This window comes from Reyranella sp. (assembly GCF_004297265.1).
Classification (GTDB): domain Bacteria; phylum Pseudomonadota; class Alphaproteobacteria; order Reyranellales; family Reyranellaceae; genus Reyranella.
In genome coordinates this window covers 108,468-124,925 of sequence record NZ_SCUT01000045.1, presented here as the reverse complement: position 1 = coordinate 124,925, position 16,458 = coordinate 108,468, and the positions used below count along the sequence as shown (strand labels likewise).

The 16,458-nt window shown below is 66.5% G+C and carries 16 protein-coding genes; 3 read left to right on the top strand and 13 right to left on the bottom strand.

From position 1 onward, the window contains the following. Window positions 1–2: 2 nt before the first annotated feature. The 4 genes from EPO41_RS19325 to EPO41_RS19310 all read right to left on the bottom strand — a co-directional run bounded on the left by EPO41_RS19325 (window position 3) and on the right by EPO41_RS19310 (window position 4,289). Window positions 3–824, bottom strand: coding sequence for an ABC transporter permease (locus EPO41_RS19325; protein WP_296328342.1), 822 nt, complete (start codon window positions 822–824; stop codon window positions 3–5). Between the two features lie 157 nt (window positions 825–981). After that, window positions 982–2,004 (bottom strand): extracellular solute-binding protein, encoded by a 1,023-nt coding sequence (locus EPO41_RS19320; RefSeq protein WP_296328335.1) that lies wholly within the window; start codon window positions 2,002–2,004, stop codon window positions 982–984. Window positions 2,005–2,015: 11 nt separating this feature from the next. Continuing rightward, window positions 2,016–2,978, bottom strand: coding sequence for an ABC transporter ATP-binding protein (locus EPO41_RS19315; RefSeq protein ID WP_296328332.1), 963 nt, complete (start codon window positions 2,976–2,978; stop codon window positions 2,016–2,018). Continuing rightward, complete coding sequence (locus EPO41_RS19310; protein WP_296328330.1) at window positions 2,979–4,289, bottom strand: aspartate aminotransferase family protein; 1,311 nt, start codon at window positions 4,287–4,289, stop codon at window positions 2,979–2,981. A 152-nt stretch (window positions 4,290–4,441) separates the two neighbouring features. Here EPO41_RS19310 and EPO41_RS19305 point away from each other — a divergent pair, with 152 nt between their 5' ends. The 3 genes from EPO41_RS19305 to EPO41_RS19295 all read left to right on the top strand — a co-directional run bounded on the left by EPO41_RS19305 (window position 4,442) and on the right by EPO41_RS19295 (window position 7,156). Next, a complete protein-coding gene (locus EPO41_RS19305; protein ID WP_296328327.1) occupies window positions 4,442–5,200 on the top strand; it encodes a GntR family transcriptional regulator in 759 nt (252 codons plus the stop codon). Between the two features lie 13 nt (window positions 5,201–5,213). Continuing rightward, complete coding sequence (locus EPO41_RS19300; protein ID WP_296328324.1) at window positions 5,214–6,143, top strand: aminotransferase class IV; 930 nt, start codon at window positions 5,214–5,216, stop codon at window positions 6,141–6,143. A 140-nt stretch (window positions 6,144–6,283) separates the two neighbouring features. After that, entirely contained in the window at window positions 6,284–7,156 is an 873-nt protein-coding gene (locus tag EPO41_RS19295) for a DUF2189 domain-containing protein (protein ID WP_296328323.1), read from the top strand. A 187-nt stretch (window positions 7,157–7,343) separates the two neighbouring features. On the opposite strand, the gene EPO41_RS19290 is transcribed toward EPO41_RS19295, so the two are convergent. The 9 genes from EPO41_RS19290 to dapA all read right to left on the bottom strand — a co-directional run bounded on the left by EPO41_RS19290 (window position 7,344) and on the right by dapA (window position 16,355). Continuing rightward, entirely contained in the window at window positions 7,344–7,919 is a 576-nt protein-coding gene (locus EPO41_RS19290; RefSeq protein ID WP_296328321.1) for a disulfide bond formation protein B, read from the bottom strand. After that, window positions 7,920–8,126 (bottom strand): hypothetical protein, encoded by a 207-nt coding sequence (locus EPO41_RS19285; RefSeq protein WP_296328714.1) that lies wholly within the window; start codon window positions 8,124–8,126, stop codon window positions 7,920–7,922. A gap of 39 nt (window positions 8,127–8,165) precedes the next feature. Further along, window positions 8,166–10,169 (bottom strand): acetyl/propionyl/methylcrotonyl-CoA carboxylase subunit alpha, encoded by a 2,004-nt coding sequence (locus tag EPO41_RS19280; RefSeq protein WP_296328320.1) that lies wholly within the window; start codon window positions 10,167–10,169, stop codon window positions 8,166–8,168. Continuing rightward, a complete protein-coding gene (locus EPO41_RS19275) occupies window positions 10,169–10,951 on the bottom strand; it encodes an enoyl-CoA hydratase-related protein (protein WP_296328318.1) in 783 nt (260 codons plus the stop codon). Before EPO41_RS19275 ends, EPO41_RS19280 begins: the two co-directional genes overlap by 1 nt. Window positions 10,952–10,958: 7 nt before the next feature. Beyond that, window positions 10,959–12,503, bottom strand: a complete 1,545-nt coding sequence (locus EPO41_RS19270) for a carboxyl transferase domain-containing protein (protein WP_296328703.1) — start codon at window positions 12,501–12,503, stop codon at window positions 10,959–10,961. Window positions 12,504–12,611: 108 nt separating this feature from the next. Continuing rightward, the gene (locus tag EPO41_RS19265) at window positions 12,612–13,694 is read right to left on the bottom strand and encodes a TRAP transporter substrate-binding protein (protein ID WP_296328317.1); all 1,083 of its coding nucleotides are present in this window, start codon (window positions 13,692–13,694) and stop codon (window positions 12,612–12,614) included. Between the two features lie 115 nt (window positions 13,695–13,809). Further along, window positions 13,810–14,946: an acyl-CoA dehydrogenase family protein gene (locus EPO41_RS19260; RefSeq protein WP_296328314.1), complete on the bottom strand. Its 1,137-nt coding sequence runs from the start codon at window positions 14,944–14,946 to the stop codon at window positions 13,810–13,812. A 25-nt stretch (window positions 14,947–14,971) separates the two neighbouring features. Beyond that, complete coding sequence (gene smpB, locus EPO41_RS19255) at window positions 14,972–15,445, bottom strand: SsrA-binding protein SmpB (protein ID WP_296328312.1); 474 nt, start codon at window positions 15,443–15,445, stop codon at window positions 14,972–14,974. A 31-nt stretch (window positions 15,446–15,476) separates the two neighbouring features. Then, the gene (dapA, locus tag EPO41_RS19250) at window positions 15,477–16,355 is read right to left on the bottom strand and encodes a 4-hydroxy-tetrahydrodipicolinate synthase (protein ID WP_296328310.1); all 879 of its coding nucleotides are present in this window, start codon (window positions 16,353–16,355) and stop codon (window positions 15,477–15,479) included. Window positions 16,356–16,458 lie beyond the last annotated feature (103 nt).

The window sequence follows — 16,458 nt, the reverse complement described above, 5'->3', positions numbered from 1 at the left end:
CCTCATGCCGAAGCCTTGCGGTCGAGCCGGCGATAGGCGGCGAAGATCAGCAGCGTGACGATCAGCAGGATCGTCGAGATGGCCGAAGCCTGCTCCCAGCGCGGGATCTGGTTGATCAGCGTATCGAGCAGGTTGGAGATCATCGGCACCCGGCCGCCGCCCAGGATCGCGGGCGTCACGTAGAAGCCGAGGCAGAGGATGAAGACCAGGAGTGCGCCCGCGGCCAGTGCCGGCAGGGTGAGCGGGAAATACACCTTCCAGAAGATGGTTCGCGGCGGTGCCCCCAGCGAGGCGGCGGCCTGCAGCAGCCGGTCGTCGATGCGGATCATGGCGGCGAACAGTGGCAGCACCAGGAACGGCAGCAGGACGTTGGCCATGCCGATCGTGACGCCCAGCTCGTTGTAGAGGAAGGAGACCGGCGCGTCGGTGAGGCCGCTCCATTGCAATGCGCGGTTCACGATCCCGCCATTGCCCAGCACGACGATCCAGGCGTACGTCCGCACGAGGATCGAGACCCAGAAGGGCAGCACGACCAGGGCGATCGCGATCATGCGGCCGCGGCTGCCGAGACCGCGCATCCAGTGCGCCAGCGGATAGCCGATGACGATGTTGGCCAGGGTCGCGATCAGCGCGATGCGCATCGTGTTGCCCAGCACGCGCAGATAGACAGGGGCTTCCGCCAGGCCTTCATAGTGCTCGAGCGTGAACCCCCGCCCCTTCTCCCAGAAGGCGAGGCCCAGCATGTAGACGATGGGCGCGTTGAAGGCGACGACCATCAGCACCAGCAGCGGTGCGATGAAGGAGAAGCCGCTTGAGCGCGTCATTCCGTGCCTCCCCATTCAAATGGGGAGGTGGCGCGGTAACCCGCGATGGAGGGGTCAAGTACGGCGCCACGATGGGCACGCATGACCCCTCCGTCGGCGTAGGACGCCGACACCTCCCCATCTGAATGGGGAGGAGCACGGAACACCGCCATTTGCATCACAGGCTGAGCTTGAAGGCTTCCCACTTCTTGTTCACGGCCTCGCCGTTGTCGGCCCACCACTGGGCGTTCTCGAAATACTGCACATCCTTGTTCTGCTTGCTGGTCGGGAACTGCCAGAGCTTGTCCTTGGGCAACAGCGCGTCGAGATCGGGGCTGGGGCCGGTATAGGAGATGACTTCCGCCGCCTTGGCCTGATTTTCCGGCAGCGACATCTCATGCATCAGCTTCCAGGCGGCGGCCTTGTCATCCGGTTTGGAGCCCTTGACCACACAGATGAAGGAAAGATCGGCCTTGCCGCCCGCAAAGCTCAGGCCGAACGCCGGATCGCCCACGACACGGCCCGACCAGCAGATCGAGTACTGGACCTCGTTGTCCTTCATGAGCTGCGGCGGCTGGGCGCCGGCCTTCCACCAGACCGCGACGTCCTTCTTGATCTCGTTCAGCTTCTTGAAGGCCGTGTCGACGTCGAGCGGGAACAGCTTGTCGATCGGCACGCCCGCGGCCTGGAGCGCGAACGGCAGGCAGTAGTGCGGATAATCCGGCAGGCAGCGCTTGCCGGGGAAAGCCTTGGTATCGAAGAACTCGGTGAAGTTCTTCGGCTCCTTCACGCCCTTGCGCCACGCCATGATGGTCGAGAAATACTGGTAGCCGAAGCCGTACTCGTCCTTGGCCTCAGGGAACATCGCGGCGGGACTTACGGCGGCCCAGTCGACCTTTTCGATCAGACCGAGCTTCTTGGCCTGCAGGACGACACCCGAGCCCAGCTCGAACAAGGTCGTGCTGGTCTGGCCGCTCTCGACCAGGGCGCGCAACTTGCCGAGCGAACTCGGGCTCTCGCGCACGACCTTGATGCCGGTCTTCTGGAACAGCGGGTCGATATAGCCCTTCTGGATCGACTCGCCGGAGGCGCCGCCCGATTCGATCATGCGGATTTCCTTGGACTGCGCCCGCGCGGTCCCGGACAGGAGGCTCATGGCCGGCAGGGCGGCGGCGCCGCCGACGAAAGTACGTCTCTTCATCTCGATCCCCTCTATGTTACCGGCCAGACATCGGCCGACTCCCACGAAACGCTGACACGCTCTCCCGGCGCATGCGCCGTGCCCAGGAACGGCACGGCGGCCACCACCGTTTGATTGCCGTCGAGGGCCAAGTGATAGCGCACCATCTGCCCGAGATAGATCGCCTCGACGACGCGCGCAGACTTGCCTTGCTCGCCGGCCGACAGCCGCACACGCTCGGGCCGCACCACGCCCTGGCGGCCGTCGGGCAGACTGACGAAGTTGGCGATGCCTAAAAACTCCGCCACGAAACGGTTGGCAGGCTTGAGATAGGCCTCCGTCGGCGCCGCGACCTGCTGCGTACGCCCCTTGTCCAGCACCATGATCCGGTCGGAGAGCGACAGCGCCTCTTCCTGGTCGTGCGTCACCAGCAGGGTCGTGACGCCCAGCGTGCGTTGCAGTTGCTTGAGCTCGACCTGCAGTTCCTCGCGCAGCTTGCGGTCGAGCGCGCCCAGCGGCTCGTCGAGCAGCAGGATGTCGGGCTTGAAGACCACCGCCCGCGCCAGCGCCACACGCTGCTGCTGACCGCCCGAAAGCTGCGACGGACGGCGATTCTCCAAGCCGTCGAGACGCACCAGCTTCAGCGCATCACGCGCCAGCCTGTCCGCCTCGGCGCCGCCGATCCTGCGGACGCCCAGCGGGAACAGGACGTTCTGCAGCACGGTCATGTGCGGGAACAGCGCATAGGACTGGAAGACCAGCCCGATGTTGCGTTCCTGTGCCGTAGCGTTGGTGACGTCGCGGCCGCCGATGAAAATCCGGCCCGAGGTCGGCCGGTTGAGTCCGGCGATCAGCGACAGGAGAGTCGTCTTGCCCGATCCGCTCGGCCCCAGGATCGTGACGAACTCACCCTGCGTCACCGAGAGGTCGACCTGGTCGGCCGCGGCAAACGTGCCGTAGCGCCTGGTCACCCCTTCGAGACGGATATCCGACATCTAGACGCGGGCCATTTTGGCCATGGCGCGATCGGCAGCGGCCAGCGTCTCCTCGATGACCGGCTTGTCATGCGCCGTGGAGAGGAACCATTTGCCGGCCTGCTGCGCCCGGACGCCCTCTTCCTGCAGGGCCGCGTGGAAGGCCAGCATGGCATCGCGGTCGCAGGCCGCCGATTCGCGATAGTTGCGTGGCGCCGGGGCCGTGGTGAAGAAAGTCTGGAAGATCGCCGGCATGCCCTGCACGCGGATCGGCAGCTTGTGCTTCGCGGCCAGCGACGAGAGGCCCTGCATCAGCTCGGTGCCCCGCGCTTCAAGATCGCGATAGACCTTGCCATCGTCGGCTTCGAGTACGTCCAGGGCTGCCAGCGCTGCCGCCATGCTCTGGACATTGCCATTGTAGGTGCCGCCATGCATCACGCCCTTGTCGAGCAGGGTGTCCATGATGTCGCGGCGGCCGGCGACCATGGCCAGCGGGAACCCTGCCGCCACAGCCTTCGCATAGATGCTGAGGTCGGCCTTCACGCCGAACTTGCCCTGGGCACCGCGCAGGCCGACGCGGAAGCCGGTGATGACCTCGTCGCAGATGAACAACGCACCATGCTTGTCGCAAAGGGCGCGCACGCCCTCGAGATAGCCAGGCGCCGGCGGAATCGCCCCGCCATTCACCATCACGGGCTCCATGATCACGCCCGCGATCTCGCCGCGATGGCGCTCCAGCGTCTGCTCCAGCAGGTCGAGGTCGTTCCAGGTGCAGACGGCGACGTCGCCCAGCACGCTGGCCGGCATGCCGGGCGAACCGGCGACAGGCACCGGCGCGTCGGCAGGCCCGGCCTCGTTCAGCGGCGGCCGGGCGCTGATATAGGCCTGGTCGCTCCAGCCGTGATAATGGCCCTCGAACTTCAGGATCTTTTCGCGGCCGGTGAAGGCCCGTGCCAGGCGGAAGGCCATCAGCACCGCCTCGGTGCCCGAGGTCGTGAAGCGTACCACCTCGGCGCCGGGCAACAGCCCGCACAGTCGTTCCGCCAGCTCGGTCTCGCGCGGGTTCTGCGCCGCAAAGAGCTGGCCCTCGCCCAGGGAGGCGGCCACGGCCTCGATCACCGGCTTCGGCGCATGCCCCAGAATGGCCGGCCCGTTGCCCAGCACGTAATCGATGTGCACGTTACCGTCGACGTCATGGAGCCGGGCGCCCTCGCCGCGCGCGAAGAACAGCGGCACGGGCACGCTGGCGTAGCGCACGTTGCTGCTGACGCCGCCGGCCAGGTGCTTTCGGGTCTTTTCGTAGAGTGCGATCGAGTTCGCGTAGGAGCGCATGTCCCTCACCCAGCAAGAACGATGCCCGCAACAGAGGTGCGCGGCAAAATAATGTGATCACAAATCCCGAGGAGCCTAACCGCCGCCTTTCACCCCAGCAATGCACTTTTGTGATCACAAATTCCACAGCGGTGGGTTAAGCTCGATTACCGATGCCCCGCATTGCGACCCCTCCGGACGCCGCCGACACCTCTCTCCGCCAGCAGGTGTACGCCTCGCTGCGCGAGGCGCTGACGTCCGGACGTTTCGCGCCGGGCCAGAAGGTCACCTTCCGTTACGTTGCCGGCGTCCTGGGCGTCAGCCTCACGCCGGTGCGCGAGGCGATGCGCCGCCTGGTCGCCGAAGGCGCGTTCGAGATGAACCCCAACCGGTCGGTCCGCGTGCCGCTGATGACCCGCGACAAGGTCCTCGAACTGCGCGACATCCGCATGGAGCTGGAAGGCCTCGCGGCCGCCAAGGCGGCCCTCGCCGCGACGCGCAACCAGATTGCCGAAGTCCGTCGCGCCGCCCGGGAAATCATCGTCGCGCGCAGTCGCGGCGACGGTGCGACCGACCGCCAGAAGGTGCGCGAGTTCCATTTCGCCGTCTATGCCGCGGCAGGGCAGCCCACCCTGCTGCGCCTGATCGAAGGGCTGTGGCTGCAGACCGGTCCCTACATGAACCTCCTCTATCCCGACTTCATCTCCTCTCCGCGCGGACCGGCGGGCCGGCAACGCCTCATCGACGCGTTGCAGGCCGGCGATGCCGCGGCCGCCCGCCGGGAAATGGAGAACGACATCCGCCGAGCCCTTTCCTATGTGGCGGGCCTCGCCGACGAAAACGGCAACATCGCGCCGGCGGTCCCGGCGACCGCCCGGAAGCGACGCAGCCCGTCGGCCGGCGACGCGATCTTCGAACTTCGAGTCAACTGATCAGGAGGACATCATGGCCACACAGCTCAGCAATCAACGCATCGCCTGGTTCAATGGCAAGTTCGTGCCCGAGAACGAGGTGATGATCCCGTTCCGCGACCGCAGCTGGAAATACGGCGACGGCGCCTTCGACATGACCCGCACTTTCAACGGAGTCCCGTTCCGCCTGAAGGAGCATATCGACCGCTTCTACCGCTCGCTGCGCTACCTGCAGATCGATCCGGGCCTGTCGCCGAAGGAGATGATCGCGCACAGCGAGGAGGTCGTGGCGCGCAACGAGCATCTGCGCGCCGAGGTCGGCGACTGGTGGCTGGGCCAGCGGGTCAGCCGCGGCGTCGACGCCGTGGGCGACGAGGGCTGGGAGAATGTCGGCCCACAGGTCGTGATCGAGATGACACCCCTGCCGCTCGCCAAGCGCGGCAAGCTCTACCGCGAGGGCGCCGAGGCGATGACCACGACGGCGCGCCGTATCGCCCCGTCGATGCTCTCGCCCCGCGCCAAGACGCACAACTATCTCAACATGATCATGGCCGAGAAGCCGATCAAGGCGCTCAATCCCGACGCCTGGCCGATCCTGCTCGACGAGAACGGCAACCTCGCCGAGGGGCTCGGCAGCAACATCTTCATCGTGCGCGAGGGCCAGCTCTTCACGCCGTCCGAGCGCTACGTCCTGCCGGGTGTCAGCCGCCAGATGACCATGGACATGGCCAAGCAGATCGGCGTCGCCTGCACGCCGGGCGACATCGACCTGTTCGACGCCGCCAATGCCGAGGAGATGTTCCTCACCTCGACGAGCCTCTGCATCCTGCCGGTGAAGAGCTTCAACGGCGCACCGGTCGGCGATGGCAAGGCGCCGGGCCCGATCACCAAGAAACTGATCGACGCCTACTCCAAGAGCGTCGGCTGCGATTTCGTGGCCCAGTACCTGAAGTTTTCGCAGTAGCGAACGGCTTTCTTCGCAGCGCACGGAGAGGGGGAGACTTCCCCCTCCGCCGGGCGTAGACTTGCCCTTGTGGTGGATCGCGCTCTGTCGTGATCACGACGGACCGCGACCTTCGGACTTCCGTTCGCAAGGAGGCAGTCATGGCGACCCAGAACCACATCCGCAATCCCCTAGAATGGGGATGGGACCATCTCAAGCAGACAAGCCAGGCCGTCGGATCGGCGGCCATCACCATGGACGGCGCCTGGGAGGATCGTGCTGCGGCGCCGCCCACGGTCCGACGCATCACCGCCACCGATGTCGGCGATGCGCTGGCCAAGGGCGTGCGTGACTTCGGCGCCTGCCGGACAGACGTCATCATGCTCTGTCTCCTGTATCCCATCGCGGGCCTCGCGATCTCGCGCATGGCCTTCGACTACGGAATGCTGGCGCTGGTCTTCCCGCTGATCGCCGGCTTCGCCCTGATCGCCCCGATATTCGGGCTCGGCCTCTACGAGATCAGCCGCCGGCGGGAGCATGGGCTCGAGACCCGGTGGACGGATGCCTTCGCGGTCGCCCGCTCGCCGAACATCGGCCCGATCATGGTCATGAGCCTGCTGTTGCTCGCGATCTTCTGCCTGTGGCTGTTCGCGGCAAACCTCCTCTACACCGTCACCCTCGGGCCGGATGCCCCCGTCTCAGCCCAGGCCTTCGTGCGAGATGCCCTGACCACGCCGCAAGGCTGGACGATGACTGTCGTCGGCATCGGTGTGGGCTTCCTCTTCGCCCTCGTCGTCCTGGTGATCGGCGTCGTGTCCTTCCCGATGCTGCTCGATCGCAATGTCGGCGTCGGCACCGCGATCGCGACGTCGGTGCGCGCCGTGCGGATGAACCCGGGACCGATGGCGATGTGGGGCCTGATCGTGGCGGCAAGCCTCGCGATCGGCGCCTTGCCGCTGCTGATCGGGCTCGCCATCGCATTGCCGGTGCTGGGCCATGCGACGTGGCATCTCTATAGAAAGGTCGTCGCCTAGCGACCATCGTCACCCCGAGCGAAGCGAGGTCACGACATCGTCAGGGGTCGTAAACGAAACAAATGAAATATCCGAAACGAACGAAAGGAAAAAAGCCGATTTTCGGGGTTGGGGTGGCCTGGAAATGCGCACAATCAATGCATGAACATCCCGGATAGCCTCGGCGCGGCGCGCCCAAAGCCGCAATCTATCGGAAGAGCCGATATCCGACCGTGTGGCATTCGCCGAGGCCACACTGGAGCACCACCGCCGCAAGGTTGAGGGCACAGATCAGTACGACGTAGAATTCCAGCAGGCGCGTCACCTTGGCGAGCGGTGGCCGTTCGGCTTGCGACAGAAGGGGCGGACCTCCGAAGAGCGTTAGCCGAAGCGCCAGAGCCAGCAGCAGCGCCACGCCGGTCACGGCCGACCAGACCGGCATGTGGACGCCGAGGACCGCGGTGCCGATGTAGGTGTGACCGGGGCGCGGCACGATATCGAGCAAGGTCTGCCTTGCCGCAATGACCAGCAGCAGGAGGGCAAAGAGCAGGGCTATGCCGCCTCCTCTCTCCGACTCATGCGTGCGGAGTTGATGAAGCAGCCCGAAGCAGCAGCCGAACATGGCGACCCGCTGGAGCAGGCAGAGCGGACAGGGGATCTCCGCAAACGCGAACTGCATGACCATCGCGGCGGTAAGGATGGCCGACAGAATCGCCGTCAGGAGCAGCAGGACAAGCCGGTCCAGCACGAACACGGTGGAAGGCGCGAGGCGCAGCCCGGGCATTCAGGCGCTTTCCGCGGTGACGACGTGCCTCAGGTCGACCTGCAGCCAGGGCATGCGGAAGCCATAGTCGGGGCTATAGATCTCCCAGAGGAAAATGCCGGTGACCAGGGCGAAGCACAGGAAGAGACAGGCCATCGCCGTTCGCGGCAGATCCGAAAGATTGAACACAAATGCCGCCAACAGCAGGGCAAAAGTGATCGTCATCATTGCAATGACTGCCGCGCCGAGCGAGTTCTCATGGGACGCTCACTCGAACTCGACCAGCTCCGCACCCTCCGGAACCTGCTCGCCCACGGCATAGCGCAGGTTCTTCACCGTGCCGTCGGCCGGCGCCGCGAGCGTGTGCTCCATCTTCATGGCTTCGAGGACCAGCAGCGCCTGGCCCTTGCTCACCGTGTCGCCGGCCTTGACCCTGAGGTCGATGATCTTGCCCGGCAGCGGGGCGCGGACCATCGCATCGGCCGACGCCGTCGCCTCGTATTGCATGACGTCGAGCGGATCGACCAGCCGCAGGCGGAGGCTCCCCCTGTCCGTGAACAGCGTGTAGTCGGCGCCGCCGTCGAGCGCGGTCCGCCGCACGACCGTTGCCAGAAACGTATCCTCGCCCAGCCCGATCGACAGTCGTCCGTCTTCGAGGCGCTGTACGCGTGCCTCGCGCGGGCCGCCCGGAAGTTCCAGCCGCAGGCCGCCGCTGCGCAGACGCCGCGCGAGCACGACGACCTCACGCTCGCCGTCCTTCCAGCGGACCTCCTCGTGGCCGTCGTCGAGCAGGCGGAAGCCGCTCTGTTCGTTCCACGGCGACCACGGATCGCCTGCCGCGGGCTTGGCCGCGTCCTGCCATTCGAGGAGGCGCGCCAGGGTGGCGACGGCAAAGGCACGATCGCCGGCCGGCGCCGGCTTCGCGAACAGGGTCGCCCGATGACGCTCGATGAAGCCGGTATCGACTTCGCCACTGACGAAGGCGGGATGCGAGCACAGCGCCTTGAGCAGACCTGCGTTGGTCGTGACGCCCACCACCTCGGTCTCGCCCATCAGCGCCGCCATGCGCCGCAGCGCCGAGATCCGGTCGCGGTCGTGTACGATCACCTTGGCGATCATGGGATCATAGAATGGCGTCACCGTATCGCCCTGCCGCACGCCGGTATCGACGCGGACATGCGCGCCCTCCTCCGGCAGCTTCAGGTGCACCAGCGTGCCCGTCGAGGGCAGGAAGTTCCGCGCCGGATCCTCGGCATAAAGCCGGACCTCGACCGCGTGCCCGTCGATGCGCAGCTCGTCCTGGGTGAGCGGCATCTTCCCGCCGGCCGCCACGATGAGCTGCCATTCGACCAGGTCCTGGCCGGTGATGGCCTCGGTCACCGGATGCTCGACCTGCAGGCGGGTGTTCATCTCCATGAAGAAGAACGTGCCGTCCTGGTCAGCGATGAACTCGACCGTGCCCGCGCCCCGGTAGCCGATGGCCTTGGCCGCCGCGACTGCCGCCTCGCCCATCGCCCTGCGCCGCGCCGGATCCATGTTGGGCGCCGGCGCCTCCTCGATCACCTTCTGGTGCCGGCGCTGGAGCGAGCAGTCGCGCTCGAACAGATAGAGGCAGTCGCTTGCGTCGGCAAAGACCTGGATCTCGATGTGCCGCGGCCGCGTCAGGTACTTCTCGACCAGCACATGGTCGTCCGCGAACGAGGCCTTGGCCTCACGCTTGGCGCCGGCCAGCGCGTCGGCGAATTTCTCCGCACTCTCGACCACCCGCATGCCCTTGCCGCCGCCGCCGGCCGAGGCCTTGATCAGCACCGGGAAGCAGATCTTCGCGGCCTCGCGCGCCAGCAGCTCCGGCGACTGGTCGTCGCCGTGGTAGCCCGGCACCAGTGGCACACCCGCCTTCTCCATGATCTTCTTGGCTTCGCTCTTGGAGCCCATGGCGCGGATCGAAGCCGCCGGCGGTCCGATGAACACGATGCCCGCCGCGGCACAGGCATCCGCGAAGCCGGCATTCTCCGACAGAAACCCGTAGCCCGGATGGACCGCCTGCGCGCCCGTCCGCTTGGCCGCGTCGATGATCCGGTCGGCCACGAGATAGCTCTCGCGCGCGGCCGGCGGCCCGATATGGACGGCCTCGTCGGCCATTGCGACGTGCCGCGCGTTGCGGTCGGCGTCGGAATAGACCGCCACCGTCTTGATGCCGAGCCGCTTCGCCGTCTTGATGACCCGGCAGGCGATCTCGCCGCGATTGGCGATCAGGATCTTGGTGAACATCAGACGGCCCATTTCGGTTTGCGCTTGGCGAGGAAGGCGCTCATGCCCTCGATCGCGTCGTCGGTCGTGCACTGGACGGCGACATGTTCGCCGATCAGGTCGGCGACCGCGCCGTCGTGCGGCATGGCGTCGATCTCGGTGACCAGCTTCTTGATCAATGTCTGGACGGAGGGCGCCCCGCGGCGCAGCTCGTCGGCCAGGGCCGCGACCGTCGCGTCGAGCGCATCGTCCTCGACCACCTGGTCCACAAGGCCGATGCGCAGCGCGGTCGCTGAGTCGAACATGCCGCCGTGCATCAGGAGCTGCCGCGCCATGCGCGGGCCGACCGCCTGGATCAGCACCGGGATGGCGATGCCCGCCAGCAGCCCGTTGCGGGCCGAGGTGAGGCCGAAGCGCGCCGAGGAGACGGCGACCGCGAAATCGCAGGCCAGCATCAGGCCGATCCCACCGCCCACCGCCGCGCCCTGGACCCGCGCGATCGAGGGTTTGGGAAAATCGTAGACCGCCTGAACCGCCGCCATCATGGAATCGGCGCCGACCTTGCGGGTGATGGCGTCGAGTTCGGGCCAGGTGAGCACCCAGTTGAAGTCGCCGCCGGCGCAGAAGACAGGGCCCTCGCTCGCCAGGACGAGGATACGCACGGCCTCGTCGGTCGCGAAGGCCTCCACTGCGTCGATGATGGCGCGCGCGGTGTCGCCGTCGAAGGAATTCATCGCCTTGGGCCGGTTGAGCGTGAGCTTGGCCACGCCGCCCTCGACCTTCGTCAGGATCGTGTCGGTCATGTCCGGATCACATCCGGAAGACGCCGAACTTCGTCGGTCCGATCGGCTGGTTCATCGAGGCCGACAAGGCCAGCCCCAACGTCATGCGCGTGTCGAGCGGATCGAGGATGCCGTCGTCCCACAGACGTGCCGTCGCATGATAGGGATGACCCTCGCGCTCGTAGGCCTCGCGGATCGGCTGCTTGAACTTCTCTTCCTCGTCCTTTGGCCAGGTGCCGCCCTTGCCCTCGATATTGTCGCGCCGCACAGTGGCCAGCACGCTCGCCGCCTGCTCGCCGCCCATCACCGAGATGCGCGCCGACGGCCACATCCACAGAAAGCGCGGGCTGTAGGCGCGGCCGCACATGCCGTAATTGCCCGCGCCGTAGCTGCCGCCGACGATCACGGTGAACTTCGGCACGTTCACGGTCGACACCGCGGTCACCAGCTTGGCGCCGTCGCGCGCGATGCCGCCCGCCTCGTACTTCCGGCCGACCATGAAGCCGGTGATGTTCTGCAGGAACAGCAGCGGGATGCCGCGCTGGCCGCACAGTTCGATGAAGTGCGCCGCCTTCAGCGCCGATTCGTTGAACAGGATGCCGTTGTTGGCGACGATCCCCACCGGGTAGCCCCAGATGCGCGCGAAGCCGGTGACGATGGTCGTGCCGTAGAGATGCTTGAACTCATCGAGCTCGCTGCCGTCGACAAGGCGCGCGATGATCTCGCGGATGTCGTAGGGCGTGCGAGTGTCCATCGGCACCACGCCGTACAGTTCCTCGGCGGCGTATTTCGGATCGCGCGGCGGCAGCAGCGACGCCGACGGCTGCTTCTTCCAGTTCAGATTGGCCACGATGCGCCGGGCGATGCCCAGCGCATGACTGTCGTTCTGCGCATAATGGTCGGCGACACCCGAGGTGCGGGCGTGGACGTCGGCGCCGCCCAGATCCTCGGCGCTCACCACCTCGCCGATCGCGGCCTTCACCAGCGGCGGGCCGGCGAGGAAGATCGTGCCCTGCTTGCGGACGATCACCGTCTCGTCGCTCATCGCCGGCACGTAGGCGCCTCCCGCCGTGCAGGAGCCCATCACCACCGCGACCTGCGGGATGCCCTGCGCCGACATGTTGGCCTGGTTGTAGAAGATGCGGCCGAAATGGTTCTTGTCGGGAAACACTTCCGGCCATTGCGGCAGGTTGGCACCGCCGGAATCCACGAGGTAGATGCAGGGAAGCCGGTTTTCCATCGCCACTTCCTGGGCGCGGAGGTGCTTCTTCACCGTCATCGGATAGTAGGTGCCGCCCTTCACGGTGGCGTCGTTGCATACGATCACGCATTCGACGCCGCTCACGCGGCCGATGCCGGTGATCACTCCGGAGCCCGGCGCCTCGTTGTCGTACATGTCGAGCGCCGCCAGCGGCGACAGTTCGAGAAAGGGCGAGCCCGGATCGAGCAGCGCCCGCACACGCTCGCGCGGCAGCAGCTTGCCGCGGGAGACGTGACGCTTGCGCGATTCCTCGCCGCCGCCCAGGCGGACCGTGTCGGTGCGGCGGCGCAAATCCTCGACCTGCGCCCGCATGGCTTCGGCGTTGCGCTTGAAGGTATCGGAACGGGTGTCGATCTGGGAGGAAACTACGGTCATGCCGGGCCAACCTGCCCGGACCGGGGACCGCGTGCAAGCCGGCGGTTACGGCAGTCGGGAGAGGGCGCGCCAGTGCGCTCCCTGCGCAATGAAAGCCTGTTGATTGGCGAGCGCCGCCGCGAAGTCGGCGTCCCGCTCGGCCAGGTCCTTGACCACGATCTCGCTGTTCTTGCGGAAGGCGGCCAGGACGTCCGGCGCCCATTCCCGGACTTCGACGCCCGACGCCTTCAGCTTCTCCAGCGCGACCCCCTGCACATTGGGAGAGCGGCCGAGCATCCAGGCGATGTTGGCCTGACAGGCCGTCTGGATCTGTGCGCGTAGGGAGGCCGGCAGAGCCGCCCACTTGTCCTTGCGCATCAGGAAGTCGAGCACGGCAGAGGGCTGCTGCCAGCCCGGCAGGTAGTAAGGAAGGCCGAGCTTGTCGAAGCCCAGAGCGGCATCCATGGCCGGCGTCGACATCTCGCCGCCATCCACGTTGCCCTGCTGCAGCTTGTAGAAGAACTCACCCGGCGGCAGCGGCACGGCAACCGCGCCCAGGCGCGCGATCACTTCTGCCGCAAGCTTACCGTAGCGCAGCCTCAGGCCCTTGAAGTCGGCCACCGTGTTGACCTCGCCGCGGAACCAGCCGCCTCCCTTGGGACCCTGGATGCCGCAGGGGATGCCGGTCACGCCCAGTTTGTCGTAGGCGTCGCGGTGGATGCGGGCACCGTCGCCCTCCAGCATCCAGGAGATCATATCCTCCGGCCCGAGCCCGAAGGGCACCGTGGCGAAGATGTTGAATACGGGCGCCTTGCTGGCAGCGTAGCCCGACCAGGTGAAAGCTGCCTCAAGATCGCCCGCGACGATGGCGTCGAGCATCTCGGCCGTCGGCGCGATCCGGCCCGGCTCCAGGATCTTGATGGCGACGGCACCGGCCGTCATGTGCTTCACAGACCGGGTGAAGACGCGGACGCCTTCGCCGGAGCCCGGCAAGGCTGGATTGAAGGCCGTCTGCATCTGGATGACCCGTGTGGTCGACGGCGCGGCCACGTTCTTCGGAACCGCCTTGGTATCCTGAGCGAAAACGGTACCAGTCACCGGCAGCAGCGCCGCGGCGAGTGCAATCAGTTTCACAAAGTTACGGCGCACGACCGACACCATCCGTCGCCCGGCTCCCCCCAGCTCCCCAAAACCGCTTTCAGCGGCCTTCACACGCCGTGATGTTCGCACGCTGCGTGCCCGGGAACAAGCGAAAGGCGAGCCTCTATAAGGCAGCCAAGCCACGGCCGATCAGGATGCGTTGCACGTCGCTGGTGCCCTCGTAGATCTGGCAGACGCGGACATCCCTCCAGATCTTCTCCACCAGATAGTCGGAAACGTACCCGTAACCGCCATGGATCTGAATTGCGGCCGAGCACACTTCCTCGGCCATCTCGGACGCATATAGCTTCGCCATTGCGGCCTCGGTGAGGCATGGACGACCGGCGTCGCGCAATGTTGCCGCATGCAGCACCATCTGCCGGGCGACCGTGATCTTCGTGGCCATGTCGGCGAGCCGGAACAGGATCGCCTGGTGGTTCACGATCTTCGTGCCGAAGGCTTCGCGCTCCTGGGCGTAGCTGCGTGCGGCCTCGAAGGCGGCGCGCGCCATGCCCACCGACTGCGCCGCGATGCCGATGCGCCCGACCGACAGGTTGGCAAGCGCCACCCGATAGCCCTCGCCCTCTCCGCCCAGCATCGCGTCCGCGCCGACGACGCAGTCCTCGAAGGCGATCTGGCAGGTGTCGGAAGACTTCTGGCCGAGCTTCTTTTCGACCGAGGCAACGCGATAGCCCGGCGTGTCGGTCGGCACGATGAAGCAGGAAATGCCGCGCTTGGGCGAAGACGGATCGGTGACGGCGAAGACCAGCGCCATGTCGGCAGTGCGGCCCGAGGTAATGAACTGCTTCACCCCGTTCAGCACCCAGCCGTTGCCGCGCCGTTCGGCCCGCGTCTTCAGGTTGGAGGCATCGGAGCCAGCATGCGGCTCGGTGAGGCAGAAGGCGCCCAGCATCTCGCCACGCGCCAGCGGCTTCAGCCACCTTTCCTTCTGCTCTTCCGACCCGTAGGCCAGCAGCGCCGCACAGTCGGGCGAGTTGTTGACGCTCATCACCGTCGACAGGCCGCCATCGGCCGCTGCGATCTCCTCCAGCGCCAGCACGTAGGACACCATGTCGGCGCCGGCCCCGCCCCATTCGGTGGGCACCGTCATGCCCATGAAGCCGAGACGTCCCATCTCGGCCAGCAGCGACCGGGGAATCTCGCCGGCGGCCTCCCAGGCCCGGACATGCGGCAGCACCTGCTCCTGCGCAAAGGCGCGGGCGGTGTCGCGGATGAGTGTCTGTTCTTCGCTGAGCAGCATGGCTCTCGCCCGCCCCTTCTCGGCCTTACCGGCGGGTCGACATCATGCGGGCGCGCTGGCGCTGCCAGTCGCGGTCCTTGATCGACTGGCGCTTGTCGTGCGCCTGCTTGCCGGTGGCCAGGGCGATCTCGATCTTGGCGCGGCCGCGCGGATTGAAATAGACCTGCAGCGGCACGACCGTGCGGCCTTCGCGCTGGATGGCGCCGATCAGCTTGTTGATCTGGCCCCGGTGCAGCAGCAGCTTTCGCGCCCGGCGCGGTTCGTGGTTGTTGCGGTTGCCCGAGGCGTAGATCGGGATGTTGGCATTGACCAGCCACGCCTCGCCGCCCTCTTCCGTCACATAGGATTCGGCGATCGTGCTGCGCCCGCCGCGCAGGGACTTCACCTCGGTGCCGGTCAGCGAAAGGCCGGCCTCGAAGGTCTCCTCGATGAAGTAGTTGTGCCGCGCCTTGCGGTTCTGGGCCACAACGGTGCGGTCCAGTTCCGGTTTATTGGCCACAGGACACTCGTGAGTTGGAAGAACCCGATTTCTAGTTGATCAGGCCGGCGTGGACCATGGCCTCGCGCACGGCCTTCTTGCTGCTTTCGGCGATTGGCACCATCGGCAGGCGCATCTCGGCGCTGCACTGCCCGATCAACTCGGCGGCGTACTTCACCGGCCCGGGGCTGGTCTCGCAGAACATCGCCTTGTGCAGCGGCATAAGCCGGTCCTGCAACTCGAACGCCTTGTCCAGATCGCGCTTCTTCCACGCATCGTGCATGTCGCCACAGAGGCGCGGCGCCACGTTGGCCGTCACCGAGATGCAGCCGTCGCCGCCCTGCGCCAGGAAGCCGAGCGCGCTCGCATCCTCGCCCGAGAGCTGCACGAAGCCCTTCTTCGCCTTGAGGCGCGTCAGGGTCGGGCGCGCCATATCGTAGCTCGCATCCTTGATGCCGACGATGTTCCTGACCTGGGAGAGCCGGATCACCGTCTCGACCTGCAGGTCGCCGCCGGTGCGCGGCGGCACGTTATAGAGCAGGATGGGGATGTCGACGGCATCGGCCACCGCCTTGAAGTGCTGGAACAGGCCTTCCTGGGTTGGCTTGTTGTAGTAGGGCACGACCAGCATGGCGGCGTCCGCACCGGCCTTCTTGGCATGCTGGGTGAGTTCGATCGCCTCGGCGGTCGAATTCGATCCGGTGCCGGCGATCACCGGCACGCCCGACCCCTTGGCCGCGCCGATACAGAGGTCGATGACGCGCTTGTGCTCCTCCATCGAGAGGGTCGGCGATTCGCCGGTGGTGCCGCACGGGACCAGCCCGTCGGTACCCTCCTCGATCTGCCAGGCCACGAACTTCTCGAATCCCTTCTCGTCCACCGATCCGTTCTTGAACGGCGTAATCAGCGCAACGAGCGATCCGGTGAACATGGCCTTCCTCCGACTTTTCCCTTAGCGATCCACTCTAGGCCCCGGGGTTTGACGCTGCAAGGTGAGCAACATGCCATTGTGATGCCGCAACTCCCTGCCTACG

Coding starts and splice junctions, on each gene's coding strand:
- EPO41_RS19325 (WP_296328342.1), bottom strand. CDS start 824: ATGACGCGCTCAAGCGGCTTCTCCTTCATCGCACCGCTGCTGGTGCTG.
- EPO41_RS19320 (WP_296328335.1), bottom strand. CDS start 2,004: ATGAAGAGACGTACTTTCGTCGGCGGCGCCGCCGCCCTGCCGGCCATG.
- EPO41_RS19315 (WP_296328332.1), bottom strand. CDS start 2,978: ATGTCGGATATCCGTCTCGAAGGGGTGACCAGGCGCTACGGCACGTTT.
- EPO41_RS19310 (WP_296328330.1), bottom strand. CDS start 4,289: ATGCGCTCCTACGCGAACTCGATCGCACTCTACGAAAAGACCCGAAAG.
- EPO41_RS19305 (WP_296328327.1), top strand. CDS start 4,442: ATGCCCCGCATTGCGACCCCTCCGGACGCCGCCGACACCTCTCTCCGC.
- EPO41_RS19300 (WP_296328324.1), top strand. CDS start 5,214: ATGGCCACACAGCTCAGCAATCAACGCATCGCCTGGTTCAATGGCAAG.
- EPO41_RS19295 (WP_296328323.1), top strand. CDS start 6,284: ATGGCGACCCAGAACCACATCCGCAATCCCCTAGAATGGGGATGGGAC.
- EPO41_RS19290 (WP_296328321.1), bottom strand. CDS start 7,919: ATGCCCGGGCTGCGCCTCGCGCCTTCCACCGTGTTCGTGCTGGACCGG.
- EPO41_RS19285 (WP_296328714.1), bottom strand. CDS start 8,126: ATGATGACGATCACTTTTGCCCTGCTGTTGGCGGCATTTGTGTTCAAT.
- EPO41_RS19280 (WP_296328320.1), bottom strand. CDS start 10,169: ATGTTCACCAAGATCCTGATCGCCAATCGCGGCGAGATCGCCTGCCGG.
- EPO41_RS19275 (WP_296328318.1), bottom strand. CDS start 10,951: ATGACCGACACGATCCTGACGAAGGTCGAGGGCGGCGTGGCCAAGCTC.
- EPO41_RS19270 (WP_296328703.1), bottom strand. CDS start 12,503: ATGCGGGCGCAGGTCGAGGATTTGCGCCGCCGCACCGACACGGTCCGC.
- EPO41_RS19260 (WP_296328314.1), bottom strand. CDS start 14,946: ATGCTGCTCAGCGAAGAACAGACACTCATCCGCGACACCGCCCGCGCC.
- dapA (WP_296328310.1), bottom strand. CDS start 16,355: ATGTTCACCGGATCGCTCGTTGCGCTGATTACGCCGTTCAAGAACGGA.